Raw genomic sequence first — 19,882 nt, 5'->3', positions numbered from 1 at the left:
TCCCGTCTCTTTCCGTACATTCGAAAGGAGTATTTATCTATGCAAGAGCAGCAAGAATTAAAACGTGGGTTGAAATCTCGCCACTTAACGATGATTTCATTAGGAGGAGCCATCGGAACCGGCTTATTCCTAGCAAGTGGTGGAGCAATTCACACAGCAGGACCTGGGGGAGCGCTTTTAGCTTACGCTATTATTGGCGTAATGGTTTACTTTTTGATGACCAGCCTAGCAGAGCTCGCAGCTTATATGCCTGAAGCTGGTTCATTTAGTACGTATGCGTCTCGTTTTGTAGATCCATCCTTTGGTTTCGCTCTCGGCTGGAACTACTGGTATAACTGGGCTATTACGATTGCAGCTGAATTATCCGCTGGAGCCCTTATTATGAAATTTTGGTTCCCGAACTCTTCTTCTATTTTATGGAGTGCCCTGTTTTTATTAATTATGTTTGGGCTTAACTACCTTTCTGTAAAAGGATTTGGTGAATCTGAATTTTGGTTTTCGTTAATTAAAGTAGTAACGGTTATTATCTTTTTAGTTATTGGTATTATGATGATTTTTGGTATCTTTAACAATGAAGCACCAGGTTTCAAAAACTTCACGCTTGGTGATGGACCGATTCACGGTGGATTCTTCACTGTACTAGGTATATTTATGGCAGCTGGTTTTTCATTCCAAGGAACAGAGTTGCTTGGAGTCGCAGCTGGAGAAAGTGAAGATCCGGAAAAAACGGTTCCTCGCGCAGTTAAACAAGTCTTCTGGCGCATCTTGTTATTTTATATTTTAGCTATTTTTGTTATTGGAATGCTTATTCCATACACAGCGAATTCATTAGCAAGTGATGACGTGAGAGTAAGTCCGTTTACTTTAATATTCGAACGAGCAGGTCTGGCGTTTGCAGCATCAGCGATTAATGCCGTTATTTTAACAGCTGTTTTATCTGCTGGTAACTCAGGTATGTATGCTTCTACGCGTATGCTGTGGAACTTAGCGAAAGATGGAAAAGCACCAAGGTTCTTAGCAAAAGTGAATAAACGAGGCGTTCCAGTTAATGCCTTAATCGCAACGGCACTTGTCGGTACACTTGCATTTGGTGCTTCATTTTTTGGAGACGGTGCGGTATATACGTGGTTACTTAATGCTTCTGGTATGTCTGGTTTTATTGCTTGGTTAGGAATTGCGATCAGCCACTATCGTTTTAGAAGAGCATTTGTTGCTCAAGGTCATGATTTGAGTGAACTTCCATATCATGCAAAACTTTTCCCATTTGGCCCTATCTTTGCCTTTATTTTATGTGCCGTTGTTATTTTAGGCCAAAACTATTCGGCGTTTATGGGTGACTCGATTGACTGGTACGGTGTACTTGTTTCTTATATCGGACTTCCTTTATTCTTAATTGTTTGGTTAGGATACAAATGGACGAAAAAGTCGAAGCTTATCCCGTTAAAAGAATGTCAAGTAACAGTGAAAAAATACGAATAAAAAAAGCTCTCTATTCAAAAGAATAGAGAGCTTTTTTTATATGAGCTGATCGGCAAAATGAAGAGATATATAAGCGGGTTGGTTTTTCATAACAAGCATATAACCTTTGAGGGGACGGTTATAGTAATCAGCAGCTTCGATATAATAAATACGCTGAATTAACCTGCTTAAACGAGTTGCAAAAGATGGAAGTTGGTGATTAGGAATGGTTTGGATGTAGTCTATGATTTCTTGCTTAGTTTGAAGGCCCGAACGAGTACATTGTAACAGGTGAAAAAGCGGATCTGCTGTTATAGTAGATAGTTCAGAATTGTGTTTGATTCTATTCAGCTGGATATGCAGTTCTTTTTTGGACCATCTTTTTGGAATAGCTCTTATATGCTGTATTCATGATAGCTAACACCTTTCGTATTAAAATAATAAAATGACTTATTATTTTAATAACCTTTACACATGAAACTAAAACGTTACAATGTGTAAAGGTGTCATACATCTTATAAAATAAGCTGATAAAAAAGCACATCTTGCCACTGATCGAATTTCCAGCCTACTTCTTTAAATTCTCCGCAAAATGTAAAATTAAATTGCTCATGCATTTTGATACTGATATCATTCCCTTTTGTAATCCCTGAAATGACAACGTGATGGTTGAGTTCTTTAGCCAATTCCAAAATCCGCTTCATAAGCTGTTTTCCAATGCCATACCCCTGCTGATTTTTATCAATATAAATCGATAGCTCTACCGTTTGAATGTACGCTTCTTTATCTCGATAAGAAGAAAGCGAAGCATAGCCCGCTACTACTCCATCTTTTTCCGCGACAATAAGCGGAAAGAGTTCATTGCTAATATGATTATTAAACCAGCCCCTTCTTTGTTCTACTGTTACAGGCGTTAAGTCAAAAGTAGCAGCACTTGTTTGAACGGACTGATTATAAATTTCAACAAGCATAGGTAAATCTTCTTCTTTAGCATAACGAATGATCATATGTACAAACTCCTTATAGTATAGAATTATCTTTATTTTACTTCTTTTAATAAACATAATCTACATAAAAAAACGATGTGCGCATGCACATCGGTTATTGGTTTTGGGCATATTGAAAGGTTTGAAGGACTTGAAGAGTCTCTTTTGTAGAAATGACCGTTGCAAACTCTCCGTGCAAAGAAGACAGTGCGAATGTATGTACATCTTCTGCAGGAAGTCTGGTTTTTCCATCGTAGGACATACAATCAAAGCAAGCCGTTGCATCGTTTACAACGTACGTCCTGTACCCTAAATTCCCAGCCATGCGGGCAGTCGTAGAGACGCAGTGATTAGTAGTTAGTCCTATTAAAATGAGCGTATCATAGCCATTTGCTTTTAAATAGCTATCTAGCTCTGTTCCAATGAAGCAGCTGTTCACGTGCTTGCGAATTAAGTATTCATCTTCTTGTGGACCAAATCCTTCTTTAAACTGAAACCCCTTCGAGCTTGGGTGTAAAGGAGAATCTGGATTTTCTGATGCATGCTGCACGTGAATGACAGGATAATCTTGGCGTCTCCATGCTTGCAGTAGCGTCAGCATATTCTTTTCTGCATCTAAATTGTTTCTTTCTCCCCACTGGGGTGAATAAAACCCTTCTTGTACATCGATAAGCAGCAGCACTGGCCGGGAACGTAGCATAAGCATCATCTTCTTTCATCTTTATTTTAAAATGGAAATAACGTATGTGCATCCATCAGGACCGGCTTTTGAAGAATGAACCGTTTGTTTCGGTAAATGTATCCGATCTCCGGCCTGACATAGAACCGTATCACGTTCAACTGTAAAGTAAATAGATCCTTCAAGGATATGAAGAATTTCATCAGTTGGATGCGTATGAGACGGATGTGTTTGAAAAGCAATATCGTGCTGTACTTCAACGTATCCAGTATACGCCGGAAGCAGCTCTTTAATTACTTCTTCAAACTTTCCGCCAACTCCTTTTTTAATAGAGGCTTTTTTTACGTCCATGCTGCTCACTCCTTTTTAATTTAAATGGACACTGTCCGGTAGTATGGTTATTATCATCGTGTAAAAAATATTGCTTCCACTCTCTGTTTTCCTGCTGTCCATACCAGCCTAACTCAGGGTGAGCTGATACGTCATCATATGTTTTTAACCGATCGCGGACGACTTTTTGTACATGCTTCCCTATTTTTGAATCTCCTGTCATACCTTCAAACACCCACCGCGGCTGAAATGTAATCATAAATCCTCTGCTCTTACGGCTTTTACGTAGAGAATGAGCAGGCGTATTACAGACGACAAAAATAGGTTCTCCGTGAAAACAAAATTCCCATAATGCATCTTTTGGGTCTTTCGGAATATCTTGCGGCCATTTCTTTTGATCAATTTGATGAAGAAACGTCAGCGTATCCCAAAACATCGTTTCGTACTCTTCCATTGACCGTTCTTTATGTTCAGGCTTAAAGAATAACACAAAGGATGTATAGCGACCTATGGTCTTAAATGTATCTATGTATTCTCTAAGTGCCGCCGCTGCATGTTTAATATCTTGATAGTTATAAGGAGTCGTCACAAATGAAAAACGCAGTAAATCTTTTTTACAGCCTTCTACCCCTAATATACAGGGAAATGGATTTTCTTCTGATAATATATCGCTTTGGAAATATTGAAAAGCATCTTTCCCCCAGAACGGGACGTGCGTTGACTCTAAAATCTCATTAGCTCGAAAAAGCATTTTTGATACCATTAAAACCCTCCTTATGGAACTCAACGTTACATGTGTATTAAAAAAAAGAAAGTTTATGAGTATTTTTAACTAAATCTCGCTTCTAAATTATAAAATTCTAATCTATATATATATAAGCTACTATTGGACAAGTTAGAAAGGAGGCTGTGTTTGTGGAGTGGTTTTTGATTGCTATAAAACAAATAATTCTAGGTATTAGTCTCGCAGCACCGGTAGGCCCAATTAATATAGAGATGATTAAAAGAGGTCTGACAAAAGGATTTTGGGCTTCTTGGCTAGTTGGTTTAGGAGGAATGACAGCCGATATCTTATTTATGCTTCTCATTTTAATAGGGTTAACCCCTTTTGTTCAGATGCAGGCTGTTACGGTTGTCCTGTATGCAACGGGTTTTGTCATGCTCACATTTGTTGGCTTTCAAAGTATGAAACAAGCTGTCTCTCGTTCCTTTTCAGTAGATGTAAATAGCCCTTCTGCTAAAAAAGATAAGTCGTTTTTTACAGGTTTTTTTATTGCTCTTATGAACCCTTTAAATATTGTGTTTTGGTTTGGTGTATTTGGATCAAGCTTAAGCGAAAGCCTTCAAAGTCAAACGTGGCTATCCGTCTTTTTTCATAGCTTCTTTATTATTTTTGGCATCATTCTTTGGAATTTAAATATTGCGAGCAGCATTCATTTTACAAGAAAATTTATCACGCCTAAGCTTTTTCGCCTCATTACGTTAGGTGCTGGTTTTTTACTTTTTTTATTTGGCTGCCAATTCGGTTTTAAATGTGTATCCTTACTTATCGGCTGAGCTTTTATTGATGAGTTCAATAAGGGTGTCATTTACTTTCTCACGTTCATCATAAAAAAGACCGTGTCCACTATTTTCAAATGGGATCAGTGTAGAAAATGAAATGTGGCGATTCATTACTTTTGCAAGATCAAATGGACAAATTTGATCTTTTTTTCCGTGTAATATATATGTCTCAGCGAAAATTTGACTCAAATCTTCCTGTAAGTCTTCGTCTCGTAAAGACACCGCAGTTTTAATCGTTCCATGGCCAGATGCCTCTAAACCTAAATCTTGAAACCACCCTCTAAAAGCTGCGCTGACAGGCTGATTAAAAAATTTTTTCCCAAAGTCTTCAAGCATGTTAGGACGATCTCTATACGTATTTTGAATAATTGTATTTACTTCTTCAGAAGGAAGTCCGTATGGAAAATCAGTTTTTTGAATAAAGCTTGGAGCCGCTGCCCCTAATAAAATTAACTTCTTCACGCCATATCCTAAGTGTCTACTCATATATCGAATGGCAATGGCTCCCCCCATAGAAAAGCCTACTAGCGTATAATTTTTAAGTCCTAATTTTTCTACTAACATACGAATATCATCCGCTAATTGATTGTAAGAATAGCCGGTGAAAGGCGCATCTGATTTTCCAAATCCTCGAAGATCAGGAGCAATACACCGAATACCGCAGGCCGGCAGCGTTGTAAATTGGTATTCGTACATTTTAGCATTAACAGGCCACCCGTGAAGGAAAAGAACGGGTTCCCCTTTTCCAATATCCCGAACAAAAAGTTTAGTCTTAGGAGTTACGTGAATAAAATAGTTCATATATAACACCTCCTAGATGTTCTTATATATATATGTTTTGGACAATTTGAACATTCAAAAGTTTCTTATAGGCTTGTGTAGGAGATGCATGATGTTCATTTGGAATGAGGAGTAGGAAAATCATTTTAAATTGTTTATTTAGAACATAGTTTATTTTAAAAATATTGGGTAAAAAAAGTAGTAAAGCTTTAAAAACTTTACTACTTTTTTTGTTATTTTTCTTCCAGCCACATATCAACTAAATTGCCAGCTTCGCTTTGGTCCAATACGAATGAACCGTTGCTATATCGGTCACTAGCTCGCATTGTAGATGGATCAACCTGCTCGATTTGACCTTTAGATGATTCCACTATCATGTAATGTTCTTTAGAGATTACTTTTACTTTTGCAATTTGATGCGGATTAGATTTTAGTTCTCGGACCATCACTAGCCCTCGTTTTGCTCGTGCTGATTCTTCAAACTCAGCAATTTTTGTCTTTTTCACAGCTCCTCGCTGCGTGGCGATAAATAATTCAGTTGATAGAGCTTCATCTTCATCGAAGATAACGCCGCTTACAACATAATCATCGTCTTTTAAGTTAATTCCTTTTACACCAGAAGCGCGAGTTCCTACAATATTAATTTCTTCTTCCCGGAAACGCAGTCCGTAGCCAGAGCGAGTGGCAATAAACACTTGTTTTTTACCATCCGTTTGATATACGTCCACTACTTCATCATCGCCTTTTAAATTAACGGCGACAAGAGCTTTGGAGTAGCGCTGTGCTTTATATTGAAGTAATTCTGATTTTTTGACCATACCATTTTTCGTAAAGAAAAGCAGATACTGATTTTCTTTAAATTCTTTTACCGGTATCGCTCGTACAATCTGCTCTTCTTTATCAATTGGAACAATGTTCATGATATGCTGACCCATGTCTTTCCACCTGATATCAGGAAGTTCGTGCACTGGCATATATAAATAATTCCCTTTGTTTGTGAAGATGAGCAGCGTTTCGGTTGTATTAATTTCATACTTGGCTAAAATTCGGTCCGTATCTTTCATACCGAAGTCTTGCCCGTTAGACGCGGCGTAAGAACGAAGACTTGTTCGTTTTACATATCCGTCTTTTGTGACTGTTACCATCACTTCTTCAGATGGAACCATCACTTCTAGATTAATTTTAATCTCTTCGATTTCCGCTTCAATTTTTGAGCGGCGTTCTGTACTGTATTGCTTTTTTACACGGCGTAATTCTTTTTTGATTACATTAAAAAGTTTTTTCTCGCTATGTAAGATTTCTTCTAACTCGTTAATTTTAGCACCTAGCTCTTCAGCTTCCGCTTGTAGAGCTGTAATGTCCGTGTTTGTCAAACGGTATAATTGAAGCGACACAATCGCTTCTGCTTGAGGTTCTGTAAATTCATATTTGCCAATTAAATTATTTTTAGCGTCGCGCTTATCTTTAGAAGCTCTAATCGTCGCAATAACTTCATCTAAAATCGACAGTGCCTTAATCAATCCCGCTACAATATGTTCACGTTCACGTGCTTTTTGCAGTTCGTATTTAGAACGATTTGTTACTACTTCTTTTTGATGATCAATATAAGCATCAAGAATGTTAGCCAAACTCATAAGCTTTGGTCGCTTTTTAGCAATGGCAACCATGTTAAAATTATACGGTACTTGCAGATCCGTATTTTTATAAAGGAAGTGAAGTACTCCTTGAGCATTTGCGTCTTTTTTTAATTCTACTACGATGCGCAGACCCGTACGATCCGTTTCATCGCGAACTTCAGCAATACCTTCCACTTTTTTATCTAAACGAAGCTCATCCATTTTCTTCACAAGGTTGGCTTTGTTTACTTCAAACGGAATTTCCGTAATGACAATTTGCTGTTTTCCGCCGCGAATGGACTCCACTTCCGTTTTTCCGCGAATAATAATTTTCCCTTTACCTGTCTCGTAGGCTTTCTTAATCCCGTCTACACCTTGAATGATTCCCCCTGTAGGAAAATCAGGACCTTGGATAGCCGTCATTAATTCTTCAATTGTACACGTTGGTTTATCAATTCGCATGATCGTTGCGTCAATTACTTCACCTAAATGATGAGGAGGAAGTTCTGTAGCATAACCAGCTGAAATACCCGTGGATCCATTCACTAGCAAGTTAGGAAACATAGCTGGTAACACAGTTGGTTCGCTGCTTGTATCATCGAAGTTAGACACAAACTCAACCGTTTGTTTGTCAATATCTCGTAGAAGTTCTGCAGCAATCGATGAAAGGCGAGCTTCTGTATAACGCATTGCTGCTGGGGGATCTCCATCAATACTTCCGTTGTTTCCGTGCATTTCGATTAATACATTTCTAACTTTCCATTCTTGACTCATTCGAACCATGGCATCATATACAGATGAATCACCATGAGGGTGATAGTTACCAATTACGTTTCCTACAGTTTTGGCTGACTTACGAAACCCTTTTTCTGCTGTATTTCCATCTACGTGCATTGCATATAAAATACGACGCTGAACGGGTTTTAACCCGTCTCTTGCATCCGGCAGTGCACGCTCTTGAATAATATATTTACTGTATCGACCAAAACGGTCGCCTAGTACATCCTCAAGAGGTAAATCTAAAAAGCGTTCTGTTTGTGTCATTGTACGTCCTCCTCTGCGACCGTTAATACATTTTCATTATCTAAAATATTTGGATCTTCTTCTAATCCAAACGCTACGTTGCTTTCAATCCATTTTCTGCGTGGTTCTACTTTATCGCCCATCAAAGTGGTCACACGACGATCAGCGCGAGCAGCATCATCAATACGAACACGAATCAGCGTACGCGTCTCTGGGTTCATTGTTGTTTCCCAAAGCTGATCTGCGTTCATTTCACCGAGACCTTTATAGCGTTGAATCATATACCCTCTTCCTACCTTATCGATAGCACCTTGCAACTCTTCGTCACTCCATGAATATTCAACCACTTCTTTTTTACCTGACCCTTTACTTACTTTGTAGAGCGGTGGAAGAGCAATAAATACTTTTCCTGCTTCCACAAGCGGTTTCATATAGCGGTAGAAAAACGTTAGAAGAAGCACTTGAATATGAGCCCCATCCGTATCCGCATCGGTCATGATGACTATTTTATCGTAGTTAATATCATCGATTGTAAAATCTGCGCCTACTCCTCCGCCTATCGCGTGAATGATCGTACTAATTTCTTCGTTTTTAAAAATATCTTGAAGCTTGGCTTTTTCGGTATTGATAACTTTCCCTCGCAGCGGCAGCACAGCTTGAAAGCGGCGATCCCTTCCTTGTTTTGCTGAACCTCCGGCGGAATCCCCTTCGACTAGGTACAGTTCGTTTCGCTGAGGATTTCTTGATTGCGCAGGCGTCAACTTCCCGCTTAGAACGGTTTCTTGACGCTTTCGTTTTTTCCCGTTTCTTGCGTCTTCTCTCGCCTTACGTGCCGCTTCACGCGCTTGAGCAGCTTTGATTGCTTTTTTTACAAGAAGAGAGCTTACGTCTGGATTTTCTTCTAGGAAATAGGCAAGTTTTTCAGAAATAACTGCATCTACCGACGAACGAGCTTCACTTGTACCTAACTTTCCTTTGGTTTGTCCTTCAAACTGAAGCAACTCTTCAGGTATTCTAACGGAAACGATGGCTCCTAATCCTTCTCGTATATCCGTTCCTTCTAAGTTTTTGTCTTTTTCTTTTAGCAGGCTTACTTTACGGGCGTATTCATTAAACGCACGCGTCATAGCGCTTTTTGCACCGGACTCATGCGTTCCCCCGTCTTTGGTACGAACATTATTAACAAATGATAAAATGGTTTCAGAATAACCATCGTTAAATTGAAACGCAAATTCAACTTCAATATTATGATGAATCCCTTCAAAAAAGACGACTGGATGAAGTGAATCTTTTTCTTCATTTAAATATGAAACGAAGGCTTGAATACCTGTTTCATAATGAAAGATATCTTGACGATCATGCCTTTTATCGATTAACTCTATTTTGAATCCTTTTAACAGAAAAGCCGATTCGCGGAGCCGTTCACAAAGCGTATCATAATTGTACACGGTTGTTGAAAAAATCGTGGCATCCGGTTTGAAATGAATCGTTGTTCCCGTTTTTTTTGTTTTCCCTATTTTTTCTAGCGTCGTAACCGGCTTTCCTCCATTTTCAAAACGCTGTTCATAAATAAATCCATCTCTATGAATAGTTACAGTCAACCATTCAGACAGCGCATTTACAACAGATGCACCTACTCCGTGTAAGCCTCCGCTTGTTTTATATCCACCCTGTCCGAATTTACCTCCTGCATGCAAGATGGTTAAAATAACTTCAGGCGTTGGTTTTCCTAGTTTATGCATGCCAGTTGGCATACCTCGACCTTTATCTTGTACAGAAATTGAATTATCTTTGTGAATGGTTACAATAATTTCTTCTCCGTAGCCTGCTAGAGCTTCATCGACAGAGTTGTCGACGATTTCATATACTAAATGATGCAGACCTCGTGTATCCGTACTTCCAATATACATACCAGGACGTTTACGAACGGCATCTAATCCTTCTAGTACTTGAATTGCATCTTCATTATAATTAAATTGTTGTTTCCGAGCCATTCATACTACCCCTTTCATCACAACGAACATTACTACATTATGTATGAAACACAAACGTTTGCGCTTCGTGTCTAAGAATAAATGATCATGTATCCTATCTTTTAATTTTATAGTGTTCGCATCAACAGAACGTATGTTTCTATTTTTGCGTACTTACAAGATTTTAGCACAAATTTCCGTATTATAAAAGCAATATCTTGTGTATTCATGGATTATAAGCCTTATAAAGCTAGCTGTCTAACGTCTATTGTAGCGGAAACTCTCTTACTATTTCAACGCATGGTGAAACCCATGCAAGCAGTGTGCATGGGTTGGTTGTTCTGCTTATAGATCTTACTTTGTTAAAGCATGCTCGACTTTTATACAACGATCCATAACTACAGTATACCCTTTTTTAGCGAGCAGGTCATATGCTTCTTCATTAATTAAACCAGATTGTGCCCAAAATACGTCTGCATCTACTTCTAAAAACTCTTCTGCAACTTCAAGCAAATGCTCAGAGCGACGAAATACATTAACGATATCAATATGCCCTTCAATTTCTTTTAATGAAGATACGGCTTTTACGCCGAGCGCTGAGTTGATTGTTGGGTTCACCGGAATTATCTCGTAACCTTGCTGCTGCATGGCTTCTGAAACCATATAAGACGTTCGATGAGGATTATCTGATAAACCTACTACAGCAATGCGCTTGCTTTTTTTTAATATTTTACCAAGCTCTTGACGGGAAGGAATTTTAATGGACATGTCTATTACCTCTCTTAGCTATATAATATGTACTGAACAACATTCGCGATTTACAGTTGATTTCCTGCATATAGTACCCGTTTTCTCTATTTTTGTAAACGTCTTCTTTTTTAAAAATAATTGGCTCTCACCCAAAACTAACTATGTTTTTTTAAGTATCTCATGGTAAAATAGAAACGATATAGAAATAAAGGAGCTTTCAAACATGAATTATTTATTACCTATTCTTGCCTATATCTTGGGCTCTATTCCTTTTGGACTAGTTGTTGGAAAACTAGGATACGGCATCGATATACGAGAGCATGGAAGTGGCAATTTAGGCGGCACCAACTCATTTCGTACATTGGGTGTAAAAGCCGGAATTATCGTTACACTTGGAGACATTCTAAAAGGCACCCTAGCAGCTTCTTTACCGCTTTTATTTGATACAAATCAAAACATTCTCTTCATTGGTTTATTTGCTGTCATTGGTCATATTTTTCCTATTTTCGCGAAATTTAAAGGCGGGAAAGCTGTTGCCACATCCGCCGGAGTGATTTTATGTTATGAACCTCTTTTATTTGTTTTCGTGCTATTATGTTTTTTTATCTGCTTATACATAACGAAGTATGTATCACTGTCATCAATGGTTACTGGGGTATTAACCTTTATCTACACGCTATTTAAACAAGACTACATGCTTATTATGATTATTGGTGTAATTGTAGCCTTTGTCATTTACAGACACCGCGCAAACATTACGCGAATTCTTAACAAAACAGAACCGAAAGTCACATTTTTATCAGGTAAAAAGAAATAAGAGGAAGAGCCTCTTATTTCTTTTTTTATAACCGCTTTGTAAGCGAATACATTTCTTGTTTATTAGTTATACTGATACTAAAATAAGGAGGTGAATAATGTGAAGAAAAAATGCCCCATTTGCAAACGTAATAAGAAAATGGATTCACAGCTAGAAGGAAGCCGCTACTGCGTTCACTGCTGGGAAACCATTGGAAAACAATATGATTTTAAATGAAAGAATGAAACGATTTAATATAGAAATGAAGCATTCGCCTCTATATTAAATCGTTTTATTTTATTTTATCTTATTCCTTCCTAGCTGGATTCGTATATATTGGTAATTTATCTATCTTTCTACTATAATAAATGTATCCGCAGTATTGGAAGGAGCATAATTAATGAAATTAACAGTAACAGAAGCAGCAGCTACATGGTACAAAGACGAAATGATGCTAGAAGGAAACGAAACAATTCGCTTTTTTGTTCGCTACGGCGGATGCAGCAACGTTCAAAAAGGTTTTTCTTTAGGTGTAAACACAGATTCTCCTAAAAACGTTGGCGTTGAAACAAAAGTTAACGGTTTAACATTTTTCGTAGAAGATGAAGACCTTTGGTACTTTGATGGTCATGATTTGACCGTAAATTATAATGAAGAAACAAAAGAACCTGACTTTCATTACGAAGCGTAAGAATAAAAAGCATCGATTTATCGATGCTTTTTATTCTTACGCTTAACCCTGCTTTTTGGCGTCTTCATAGGCTTTATGCCATTCCGGATAATTACGGCGAATCGAAATAGGCTTAAAGTTTTCTTTTTTTACACATACGTGTGACGATGTTCCTGTTAACGCAAGTTCTTCATCTGAATTAAAAATTTCGTATCCGTACACAACGCGTAGACCGTCATAGTTCTCAACCCAAGTATGTACCACAGCTGTCTCGCCATAATGAAGCGGCTTTTTATATGATGCCTGTATATCAATAACTGGCGACAGCACACCGTCTCTTTCCATTTGTGCATAGCTAAAACCTAAATCACTGATAAACTGTGTTCGGCCTATTTCCATCCATACTAAATAGTTAGCATGATACACAACGCCCATCTGATCGGTTTCTGCATAGCGCACTTCGATTTCTTTCTTCGATACTAGCATGATTCTACCTCCTCTTGCACTGTTCCTGTTTTATCTTACCATATAAGGAGAATATACTCCTACTAGTTTGGTTATTACTCAATATGTTGTAAGACTAAGCGCATCTTGAATACGATATATCAGTGTTTCCAGCCTCGTCATCTTATTTTCATACCTTTTATAAGGAAGTGTGTATGTGTAGTCTTTATTTGTCCATAGGCGGTCAAAATAAGCGTTTAGTTCCGTCATAACCTTTTTGTTAGGAGGTCCTGATACTTTAATATCCGTTTCTAAGTTCAAATCATCCAAATTTCGTTTTGTGAAATTTGCTGCTCCTGCAATAATCATTGCCTTTCTTTTGTTTCGAATAAATAAAGTTTTGGGATGATACTGCTCTTTTCCCGTATGATACCAGCGAACTTTAATATCGCCTTTAGATTTTTTCACAAGTTCTGCTGCGACTGGACGGTTAGGCAGTCCGAACTTTTTTCTTCCGAACGCATTTTCATTAGGGTCTAAAATTAATCGTACGTTTGCCCCTTGTTCGGAAGCTTTCAAAAGCGCCTTTATTACGTCTCGATCTCCAAGATAAAACATGCCAAGCCACACATCGTCGCCTTTTTTAGCATGACGTAAATCATGTAATACGTGCTTATAAATTTTGCCTTCTGTTAACAGCTGAACATAGAGGTCTCCCTTTTCTTTTTCTTTCTTCTTATACCGAGGTAAATCTCCTCCGTAAGAAAAATCAGACACGGCTTGTTCGCTTTTTACAACATCTCCAATGATATTCCCTTTTACTTCAAAGGCCATGTTGGAATTATAAAAGCTTGCATCATGAGGATTGGCAGAGGAGATAATAACGCTTTGATCGGTTGCTACTACTTTTCTGTGATTAGCTTTTACATTTAACAACTTAAAATAAGCACGGGCCGTCACGTTAGGCGCATTATTTCCGAAAGGATTCGTGATCCATCCAGTTCCTTTTTCACCAAACCACTGAACAAAAGTTCTCCACACTGAAGAATATAGTGGAATGGAGTCTCTGAGCTTAGATAAATTGGTTTGCACCACTTTGATTCCGTTTAGCCGCAGTGAATCTAACCACTTTGAATCATGTGAGCCGTAGGTTGTATTGATTTCATCTGTAATAAAGACGATTTCGATAGTAGGATGTTTTCGTTTCTTTTCAATCAGCTTACTTGCAAGTGTATCACTAAGGTGAGGAAACGTTTCACCTTGGTTATAGTAGCCATTAAATAGAAACATATCCATAATAATAAAAGCTTTTGCGTCATCAATCGCATTCGTAACTGCTTGAAAAATATGTTGTTCGGAAACCGACGTCTGCTGGTCTTGATACGTTAGGTCCGATAAAAGAAATACATCTTCTACTTTGTGAGGCTTACTTTCGTATGAAACTCCTTTAGGCAAGGGCTTATGCGTGTGATAAGAGCCCACAATAATCAAAACGACAAGTAAACTGACCAAAATCCTTACTATTTTCTTTTTCACGTGCTTTTTCACCTACATAAACCTCTTCGCTAGTTTATATTATTATTCACCTTACTAAAAAAATATAGAAAGAAAGCAGCTAAAACCGTTTATTTTTAGCTGCTTATTGTCGCTGTTTTACTTATTAAATCGTACCTTCGTAACCATTTTGACGAGCTTCTGATTCATCTTTTATTTCGCTGCGCATTGCTTCAATGCTTACTTCGCGATTGTGATTTTTTTGCTGAATGCGCTGACGTTCTTCTTCAGTGCTGCATGCAGCAGCTTCTTCTGCTTCTTCAATGTTTTTCATTGTATTTTGTACCATTGTTTGTAATTTTTCAACGTTATCACTGCGATCGTCTGGATTCGGTTTATTCCATGCCATTGTATCTTCCTCCTCAAAATAACTTTGTTACAATTGTAGTATGCCGGATTTGTTCATCTCTATAAGTGGAAAAAAATGATTTTAGTTTACATAATATAATTATAATTAAGTTAAAATGTATATATAAAACATACATAATATGGTAATATATACATACAAAGGGGGAATCGCTATGACCAAACGAATGATAACATTACTAAGCGTCATCTTTATTGCAGTGCTTGCCGTATTTTTTATGTCGCAAACTTCATTGGCATCCAAATTGACAATAAGTGCCTCTATCAAGCCTCACCATTACTCAAAACATGAAGAAAAAATGTTAGCCGTGACAAACTTAGACTACAAAAGCAATATCATGGCATACGATGTTAAAGCTCCTAATGGAGCAAAAGAAGCTTATGTAAAAGCTACTTATTATGAAAAGGGAAAAGCCAAACAACCTTTATTCTCAGGAGGGTTGACTGTTTCAAAAGAATTTGACATGTTTGCTATTACATATAAAATCGATGATGATACTCACAAAGTAATGTTTAATGTGGGAAGCAACGATACAAACCTAGGGATAGAAGCGGAAAAGCCAAAGAAAATGAACGGCTATTCCTTTACTGGATTAGAGAAAAAACAAAAAGTGAAAATGAATAAACCATATCCAGTTGCTGCTTTATTTGGTGACGATGGCAGTGGCATACGAGTTGCTCCGCTTTCAACCGATGACGGAGAAGTTGTTAAAGAGCTTATTTCGAGCAACCCTTACGTTTATTTATTCACAGTAGAATTCAAATAATAAAAAGTCGCTGAATTCAGCGACTTTTTATTCATTCACCTTTGGTTTGAATAACTTGAGGATGCTTGCCGGATGTATCTTGCATTTGTTTTCCGTTATTTCCACCAGCTTCTCTCGGTTGAGTGCCGATGTGATTCGGAACAAAACTTTTGCTTTGTTTTTTAGGATTTCCCATGCTTATCCCCTCCTCACCGTTACTCTAACCAACTTACTTTAAAGTTATTCAGCTCTTTCAAGCATACGATCTTCTAACCGCTTTTCAATTTCCAATTCAATGCGTTCAATTTCTGACTGATCTTTTAACAGCTGCGTTTTATTTTCTTGCACTAACTCTTCAAATGAACGTTTGCGTAATTTTCTCATGATTCCAACACCTACTTTATGTAATTTTTATGAAAAATCTGAAAAATCAAAAGAAACTGATATCATATAGCTATCTATATTGTAACCAATTTGTCAGATAAGTAAACATACTTTTTGAAAAGTTGTAAGAAAGTTTGACATATTTACTGACTTATCTATATATACGATGGTAAAGTAAATAAGTTTCATTTTTAATAAAACAAGCAGCGAAGTTAATTCGCTGCTTGTTGAGCAAAGTTTTCCATTTGTTTAAGCGTCATTGGACCATTCACTCGCTGAACAATTTTCCCTTCTTCATCTATAAAGTAAGATGTCGGAATGGTGGACACCCGGTATTTTTTACTTCCCACAGTATCTTGGTCGTCCAATAATACATGAAACGTAAACTGTTTTTCTTTCAGAAACTTAGATACTGCCTGTTTACTACCTTCTGATGAAGTTAAATTAACCGCAAGCAGCTGTACGTCGTTTCCATATTTCTTATAAAACGCTTGCATATCGGGCATTTCTTTTTGACACGGCGGACACCATGTGGCCCAAAAGTTTAAAATAACTTTTTTTCCTTTAAAGTCCGATAATTGAACAGTTTTTCCGTTCGTATCTGAAAGTGTAAACGGAGGTGCTGTATCTTTCGGTTCTAACCCATAAGCTTGACCAGAAGCCTGACGAGCACTATCGCCTTTTTTAATATTTAAATCCTTGTATTCGCTTAAGTTAGAATTATCGGATGCTTCATTTGGAGAAAGCCCTTCCCAAAGTGCGTAGCTAAGAAAGCCTACTAGAAGCAAGACCGCAATTATTTTTTTAACCATATGATCGGCTCCTTTATTTCTTCTAAAAAGTGATAATCTATGTACTAATAGATATGTGCAATATCTACTAAAATAATCCTTTTACAGGGCATTTTCTTTTATAATATAGCATATTTCCCTCTCACTTTTTGTCGAAAACGGTGCGTTTGCATAAAAAAAGAGCGGCTCACGAGAACCGCTCTTTTTCTTTATACCTTACGCATGTGTTTTAGACTGTAATTTATCACGAAGCACCATTTGAAGGATACCACCGTGACGATAGTAATCAATTTCAACTTCACTATCGAAACGAACCAGTACTTCAAATTCTTTTTTGTTTCCAGCTTCATCAGTTGCTGTTACTTTTACAAGATCACGTGGTTTTACTGTTTCATCAACTGCTACTGCAATTGTTTCTTTTCCAGTTAAACCTAATGTATCCGCGCTTTCACCATCTTTAAATTGAAGAGGTAAAACACCCATTAATACTAGGTTTGAACGGTGAATACGCTCAAAGCTTTCAGCGATTACTGTTTTAATACCTAAAAGATTTGTGCCTTTTGCTGCCCAGTCACGAGAACTTCCCATGCCGTAATCTTTACCTGCAAGTACAACAAGACCTGTACCTTGCTCTTTGTATTTCATACAAGCATCATAAATGCTCATTACGTCATTTGTTGGCCAGTACGTTGTCCAGCCGCCTTCTGTACCAGGAGCTACTTGGTTTTTAATGCGGATGTTTGCAAATGTACCGCGCATCATCACTTCATGGTTACCACGACGAGAACCGTATGAGTTAAAGTCTTTTGGTTCTACACCGTTTTCTTGAAGGTAAAGACCTGCAGGTGATGTTTTTGCAATTGAACCCGCTGGTGAAATGTGATCCGTTGTCACTGAGTCACCAAATTTCGCTACTACGCGAAGATCATTTAACGCTTCTACTTCACCTGGCTCTTCTGATAACCCTTCAAAGAAAGGTGGGTTTTGAATGTACGTTGAATCATTCTCCCACGTATAAAGAGCATCTTCGCTTGTTTTAATTTCATTCCAGCGCTCGTTATCATCGAATACGCGCTCATACTCGTTACGGAATAATTCAGGCGTTACCGTACGGCTAACAACTTCTTTAATTTCATCTTGTGAAGGCCAAATGTCACTAAAGAATACTTCGTTTCCGTCTGTATCAATACCGATTGGATCTTTTTGTAAATCTACATCTACTGTTCCAGCCAGTGCATATGCTACAACAAGCGGCGGAGAAGCAAGATAGTTACCTTTTACTAATTGATGAATACGTCCTTCAAAGTTACGGTTTCCTGAAAGAACAGACGTTACAAGCAAGTCGCTGTCTGCAATCGCTTCTTCAATTTCAGCTTCTAATGGACCAGAGTTACCGATACAAGTCGTACAGCCATAGCCTACGATGTTAAAGCCGATTTTATCTAAGTATGGAAGCAATCCTGAATTTTGAAGGTAAGCCGTTACTACTTTTGAACCTGGTGCTAAAGAAGTTTTCACGTAAGCTGGAACATCCAATCCTTTTTCTACCGCTTTTTTCGCAACTAAACCAGCTGCTACCAATACGTAAGGATTTGATGTGTTCGTACAGCTTGTGATAGCCGCAATAGCGATGGCACCTGTTTTCATTGTTGTTTCTGAACCGTCTGCAAGCTTAAACGTAACTTCTTTATCCACGTCTTTAGCATCAAGTCCGAAGCTTTGATTGCTAACAGGAGCTGTTAAAGCTTTCTTGAATTCTGTTTGCATTTGAGAAAGTGGAATTAAATCTTGCGGACGCTTTGGACCTGAAAGATTTGCTTCAATCTCAGCAAGATTAATCTCAACAACATCAGTGAAAATTGGATCTTCATTTTCTGGTGTAAAGAATAAACCGTTTGCTTTTGTATATTGTTCGACAACCTGAATGTCTTTTTCATCTCTTCCTGTTAAACGCATGTATGCTAATGCCTCTGCGTCAACTGGGAAGAACCCGCATGTTGCACCGTATTCAGGAGCCATATTAGCAATTGTTGCACGGTCAGCTAATGGAAGTTCTGCTACGCCAGGACCGAAGAATTCAACGAATTTTCCGACTACTCCTTTTTGACGAAGCACTTGCGTAACTTTTAACGCTAAGTCTGTAGCTGTAGTACCGTTTGGTAATTCACCAACAAGTTTAACACCGATTACTTCAGGAACTGGGAAATAAGAAGGTTGACCAAGCATGCCTGCTTCCGCTTCAATACCGCCAACACCCCATCCTAAAACACCGATACCATTAATCATCGTTGTATGAGAGTCAGTACCTACTAGAGAATCAGGGAAAGCTACGAATTCGCCATCTTCTTCAACAGCATGAACAACGTTTGCTAAATATTCTAAATTTACTTGATGCACGATACCAGTAGCTGGCGGAACTGCACGATAGTTATTAAATGATTTTTGAGCCCAGCTTAAGAAATTATAGCGCTCTGTATTACGTTGAAACTCAAGGTCCATATTAATTCGTAATGAGTCAGCTGTACCTGCTTTATCAACTTGTACGGAGTGGTCGACAACGAGGTCTACTGGAATTTCTGGATTGATTTTGTCAGGATCTCCTCCTAAATCAGCCATTGCTTTACGAAGTGACGCTAAGTCTACAACCGCTGGAACTCCAGTGAAATCTTGAAGAATAACACGAGATGGTTTGAAAGGAACATCGATATCTTTGATATCTTTTGTTCCCCATTTTGCAAGGTTTTCGACGTGTTCTTTTGTAATAACACGGCCATCTACCTGACGAAGAACAGATTCTAATAATACTTTAATTGAATACGGCAGCTTAGATACGTTACCTAAACCTGCTTCCTCTAAAGCTTGTAAGCGGTAATAATTATATGTGCTGCCATTAAGATCGAATGACGAACGAGCGTTAAAAACGTCTTTTTTAGTCATTGCTTTTACCCCCTTAAAATTCTATGTATAAAGGAT

At 38.0% G+C, this 19,882-nt stretch carries 20 protein-coding genes; 5 read left to right on the top strand and 15 right to left on the bottom strand.

Features of this window, described 5'->3' with window-relative positions; all coding sequences use genetic code 11:
- Positions 1–39 precede the first annotated feature (39 nt).
- On the top strand, positions 40–1,479 hold the full coding sequence (locus tag ACRPLY_RS00985) for an amino acid permease (protein WP_047750873.1): 1,440 nt from the start codon (positions 40–42) through the stop codon (positions 1,477–1,479).
- A 494-nt stretch (positions 1,480–1,973) separates the two neighbouring features.
- Here ACRPLY_RS00985 and ACRPLY_RS00980 read toward each other — a convergent pair whose 3' ends face one another.
- From ACRPLY_RS00980 to ACRPLY_RS00965, 4 genes are all read right to left on the bottom strand, one after another.
- Entirely contained in the window at positions 1,974–2,465 is a 492-nt protein-coding gene (locus tag ACRPLY_RS00980) for a GNAT family N-acetyltransferase (RefSeq protein WP_014459898.1), read from the bottom strand.
- Positions 2,466–2,559: 94 nt separating this feature from the next.
- Positions 2,560–3,144 carry a cysteine hydrolase family protein gene (locus ACRPLY_RS00975; protein ID WP_098113185.1) on the bottom strand — a complete coding sequence of 195 codons (585 nt, stop codon included), beginning with the start codon at positions 3,142–3,144 and terminating at the stop codon, positions 2,560–2,562.
- Between the two features lie 21 nt (positions 3,145–3,165).
- Positions 3,166–3,474, bottom strand: a complete 309-nt coding sequence (locus ACRPLY_RS00970) for a cupin domain-containing protein (RefSeq protein ID WP_013057236.1) — start codon at positions 3,472–3,474, stop codon at positions 3,166–3,168.
- Positions 3,449–4,216, bottom strand: coding sequence for a YqcI/YcgG family protein (locus ACRPLY_RS00965; RefSeq protein WP_432231460.1), 768 nt, complete (start codon positions 4,214–4,216; stop codon positions 3,449–3,451). Before ACRPLY_RS00965 ends, ACRPLY_RS00970 begins: the two co-directional genes overlap by 26 nt.
- Positions 4,217–4,368: 152 nt before the next feature.
- Here ACRPLY_RS00965 and ACRPLY_RS00960 point away from each other — a divergent pair, with 152 nt between their 5' ends.
- A complete protein-coding gene (locus ACRPLY_RS00960) occupies positions 4,369–5,010 on the top strand; it encodes a LysE family transporter (protein WP_165635230.1) in 642 nt (213 codons plus the stop codon).
- On the opposite strand, the gene ACRPLY_RS00955 is transcribed toward ACRPLY_RS00960, so the two are convergent.
- From ACRPLY_RS00955 to ACRPLY_RS00940, 4 genes are all read right to left on the bottom strand, one after another.
- Positions 4,996–5,817, bottom strand: coding sequence for an alpha/beta fold hydrolase (locus ACRPLY_RS00955; protein WP_432231459.1), 822 nt, complete (start codon positions 5,815–5,817; stop codon positions 4,996–4,998). The genes ACRPLY_RS00960 and ACRPLY_RS00955 overlap by 15 nt on opposite strands.
- A 212-nt stretch (positions 5,818–6,029) precedes the next feature.
- Positions 6,030–8,456, bottom strand: coding sequence for a DNA topoisomerase IV subunit A (gene parC, locus ACRPLY_RS00950; RefSeq protein WP_033579117.1), 2,427 nt, complete (start codon positions 8,454–8,456; stop codon positions 6,030–6,032).
- The gene (gene parE, locus ACRPLY_RS00945) at positions 8,453–10,429 is read right to left on the bottom strand and encodes a DNA topoisomerase IV subunit B (RefSeq protein ID WP_028413163.1); all 1,977 of its coding nucleotides are present in this window, start codon (positions 10,427–10,429) and stop codon (positions 8,453–8,455) included. Before parE ends, parC begins: the two co-directional genes overlap by 4 nt.
- A gap of 333 nt (positions 10,430–10,762) precedes the next feature.
- Entirely contained in the window at positions 10,763–11,176 is a 414-nt protein-coding gene (locus ACRPLY_RS00940; RefSeq protein WP_013057242.1) for a CoA-binding protein, read from the bottom strand.
- A gap of 205 nt (positions 11,177–11,381) precedes the next feature.
- On the opposite strand from ACRPLY_RS00940, the gene plsY reads away from it, so the two are divergent.
- Together plsY and ACRPLY_RS00930 are read left to right on the top strand one after the other, a co-directional pair.
- Positions 11,382–11,975 (top strand): glycerol-3-phosphate 1-O-acyltransferase PlsY, encoded by a 594-nt coding sequence (gene plsY, locus ACRPLY_RS00935; protein WP_014459891.1) that lies wholly within the window; start codon positions 11,382–11,384, stop codon positions 11,973–11,975.
- 379 nt (positions 11,976–12,354) lie between these two features.
- Positions 12,355–12,645: a HesB/YadR/YfhF family protein gene (locus tag ACRPLY_RS00930; RefSeq protein ID WP_098113032.1), complete on the top strand. Its 291-nt coding sequence runs from the start codon at positions 12,355–12,357 to the stop codon at positions 12,643–12,645.
- Between the two features lie 42 nt (positions 12,646–12,687).
- On the opposite strand, the gene ACRPLY_RS00925 is transcribed toward ACRPLY_RS00930, so the two are convergent.
- From ACRPLY_RS00925 to tlp, 3 genes are all read right to left on the bottom strand, one after another.
- Positions 12,688–13,110, bottom strand: coding sequence for an acyl-CoA thioesterase (locus tag ACRPLY_RS00925; RefSeq protein ID WP_048019239.1), 423 nt, complete (start codon positions 13,108–13,110; stop codon positions 12,688–12,690).
- Positions 13,111–13,188: 78 nt separating this feature from the next.
- A complete protein-coding gene (locus tag ACRPLY_RS00920; protein ID WP_098113033.1) occupies positions 13,189–14,616 on the bottom strand; it encodes a phospholipase D family protein in 1,428 nt (475 codons plus the stop codon).
- 112 nt (positions 14,617–14,728) lie between these two features.
- Positions 14,729–14,971: a small acid-soluble spore protein Tlp gene (gene tlp / locus ACRPLY_RS00915; protein WP_013057249.1), complete on the bottom strand. Its 243-nt coding sequence runs from the start codon at positions 14,969–14,971 to the stop codon at positions 14,729–14,731.
- A 172-nt stretch (positions 14,972–15,143) separates the two neighbouring features.
- Between tlp and ACRPLY_RS00910 the strand changes: the two genes are divergently transcribed.
- Positions 15,144–15,755, top strand: coding sequence for a hypothetical protein (locus ACRPLY_RS00910; RefSeq protein ID WP_034266493.1), 612 nt, complete (start codon positions 15,144–15,146; stop codon positions 15,753–15,755).
- Positions 15,756–15,786: 31 nt separating this feature from the next.
- On the opposite strand, the gene ACRPLY_RS00905 is transcribed toward ACRPLY_RS00910, so the two are convergent.
- From ACRPLY_RS00905 to acnA, 4 genes are all read right to left on the bottom strand, one after another.
- Positions 15,787–15,930 carry an acid-soluble spore protein N gene (locus tag ACRPLY_RS00905; RefSeq protein ID WP_014459885.1) on the bottom strand — a complete coding sequence of 48 codons (144 nt, stop codon included), beginning with the start codon at positions 15,928–15,930 and terminating at the stop codon, positions 15,787–15,789.
- 44 nt (positions 15,931–15,974) lie between these two features.
- Positions 15,975–16,118: an FbpB family small basic protein gene (locus ACRPLY_RS00900; protein ID WP_014459884.1), complete on the bottom strand. Its 144-nt coding sequence runs from the start codon at positions 16,116–16,118 to the stop codon at positions 15,975–15,977.
- 212 nt (positions 16,119–16,330) lie between these two features.
- Positions 16,331–16,930, bottom strand: a complete 600-nt coding sequence (locus ACRPLY_RS00895; RefSeq protein ID WP_028413159.1) for a TlpA disulfide reductase family protein — start codon at positions 16,928–16,930, stop codon at positions 16,331–16,333.
- 195 nt (positions 16,931–17,125) lie between these two features.
- Positions 17,126–19,846: an aconitate hydratase AcnA gene (gene acnA, locus ACRPLY_RS00890; protein WP_432231458.1), complete on the bottom strand. Its 2,721-nt coding sequence runs from the start codon at positions 19,844–19,846 to the stop codon at positions 17,126–17,128.
- Positions 19,847–19,882: the final 36 nt, after the last annotated feature.

The sequence above is a fragment of the Priestia sp. TGN 0903 genome (assembly GCF_050846855.1).
Lineage (GTDB): Bacteria > Bacillota > Bacilli > Bacillales > Bacillaceae_H > Priestia > Priestia zanthoxyli.
This window is presented reverse-complemented; position numbering and strand designations above follow the sequence as displayed.

What these genes read in the sequence shown, in the direction of transcription:
- ACRPLY_RS00975 (WP_098113185.1), bottom strand. Translation starts at nt 3,144, where the DNA reads ATGCTACGTTCCCGGCCAGTGCTGCTGCTTATCGATGTACAAGAAGGG.
- ACRPLY_RS00940 (WP_013057242.1), bottom strand. Translation starts at nt 11,176, where the DNA reads ATGTCCATTAAAATTCCTTCCCGTCAAGAGCTTGGTAAAATATTAAAA.
- ACRPLY_RS00970 (WP_013057236.1), bottom strand. Translation starts at nt 3,474, where the DNA reads ATGGACGTAAAAAAAGCCTCTATTAAAAAAGGAGTTGGCGGAAAGTTT.
- ACRPLY_RS00905 (WP_014459885.1), bottom strand. Translation starts at nt 15,930, where the DNA reads ATGGGAAATCCTAAAAAACAAAGCAAAAGTTTTGTTCCGAATCACATC.
- ACRPLY_RS00955 (WP_432231459.1), bottom strand. Translation starts at nt 5,817, where the DNA reads ATGAACTATTTTATTCACGTAACTCCTAAGACTAAACTTTTTGTTCGG.
- parE (WP_028413163.1), bottom strand. Translation starts at nt 10,429, where the DNA reads ATGGCTCGGAAACAACAATTTAATTATAATGAAGATGCAATTCAAGTA.
- tlp (WP_013057249.1), bottom strand. Translation starts at nt 14,971, where the DNA reads ATGGCATGGAATAAACCGAATCCAGACGATCGCAGTGATAACGTTGAA.
- plsY (WP_014459891.1), top strand. Translation starts at nt 11,382, where the DNA reads ATGAATTATTTATTACCTATTCTTGCCTATATCTTGGGCTCTATTCCT.
- ACRPLY_RS00930 (WP_098113032.1), top strand. Translation starts at nt 12,355, where the DNA reads ATGAAATTAACAGTAACAGAAGCAGCAGCTACATGGTACAAAGACGAA.
- ACRPLY_RS00980 (WP_014459898.1), bottom strand. Translation starts at nt 2,465, where the DNA reads ATGATCATTCGTTATGCTAAAGAAGAAGATTTACCTATGCTTGTTGAA.
- acnA (WP_432231458.1), bottom strand. Translation starts at nt 19,846, where the DNA reads ATGACTAAAAAAGACGTTTTTAACGCTCGTTCGTCATTCGATCTTAAT.
- ACRPLY_RS00895 (WP_028413159.1), bottom strand. Translation starts at nt 16,930, where the DNA reads ATGGTTAAAAAAATAATTGCGGTCTTGCTTCTAGTAGGCTTTCTTAGC.
- parC (WP_033579117.1), bottom strand. Translation starts at nt 8,456, where the DNA reads ATGACACAAACAGAACGCTTTTTAGATTTACCTCTTGAGGATGTACTA.
- ACRPLY_RS00910 (WP_034266493.1), top strand. Translation starts at nt 15,144, where the DNA reads ATGACCAAACGAATGATAACATTACTAAGCGTCATCTTTATTGCAGTG.
- ACRPLY_RS00925 (WP_048019239.1), bottom strand. Translation starts at nt 13,110, where the DNA reads ATGCTAGTATCGAAGAAAGAAATCGAAGTGCGCTATGCAGAAACCGAT.
- ACRPLY_RS00900 (WP_014459884.1), bottom strand. Translation starts at nt 16,118, where the DNA reads ATGAGAAAATTACGCAAACGTTCATTTGAAGAGTTAGTGCAAGAAAAT.
- ACRPLY_RS00965 (WP_432231460.1), bottom strand. Translation starts at nt 4,216, where the DNA reads ATGGTATCAAAAATGCTTTTTCGAGCTAATGAGATTTTAGAGTCAACG.
- ACRPLY_RS00985 (WP_047750873.1), top strand. Translation starts at nt 40, where the DNA reads ATGCAAGAGCAGCAAGAATTAAAACGTGGGTTGAAATCTCGCCACTTA.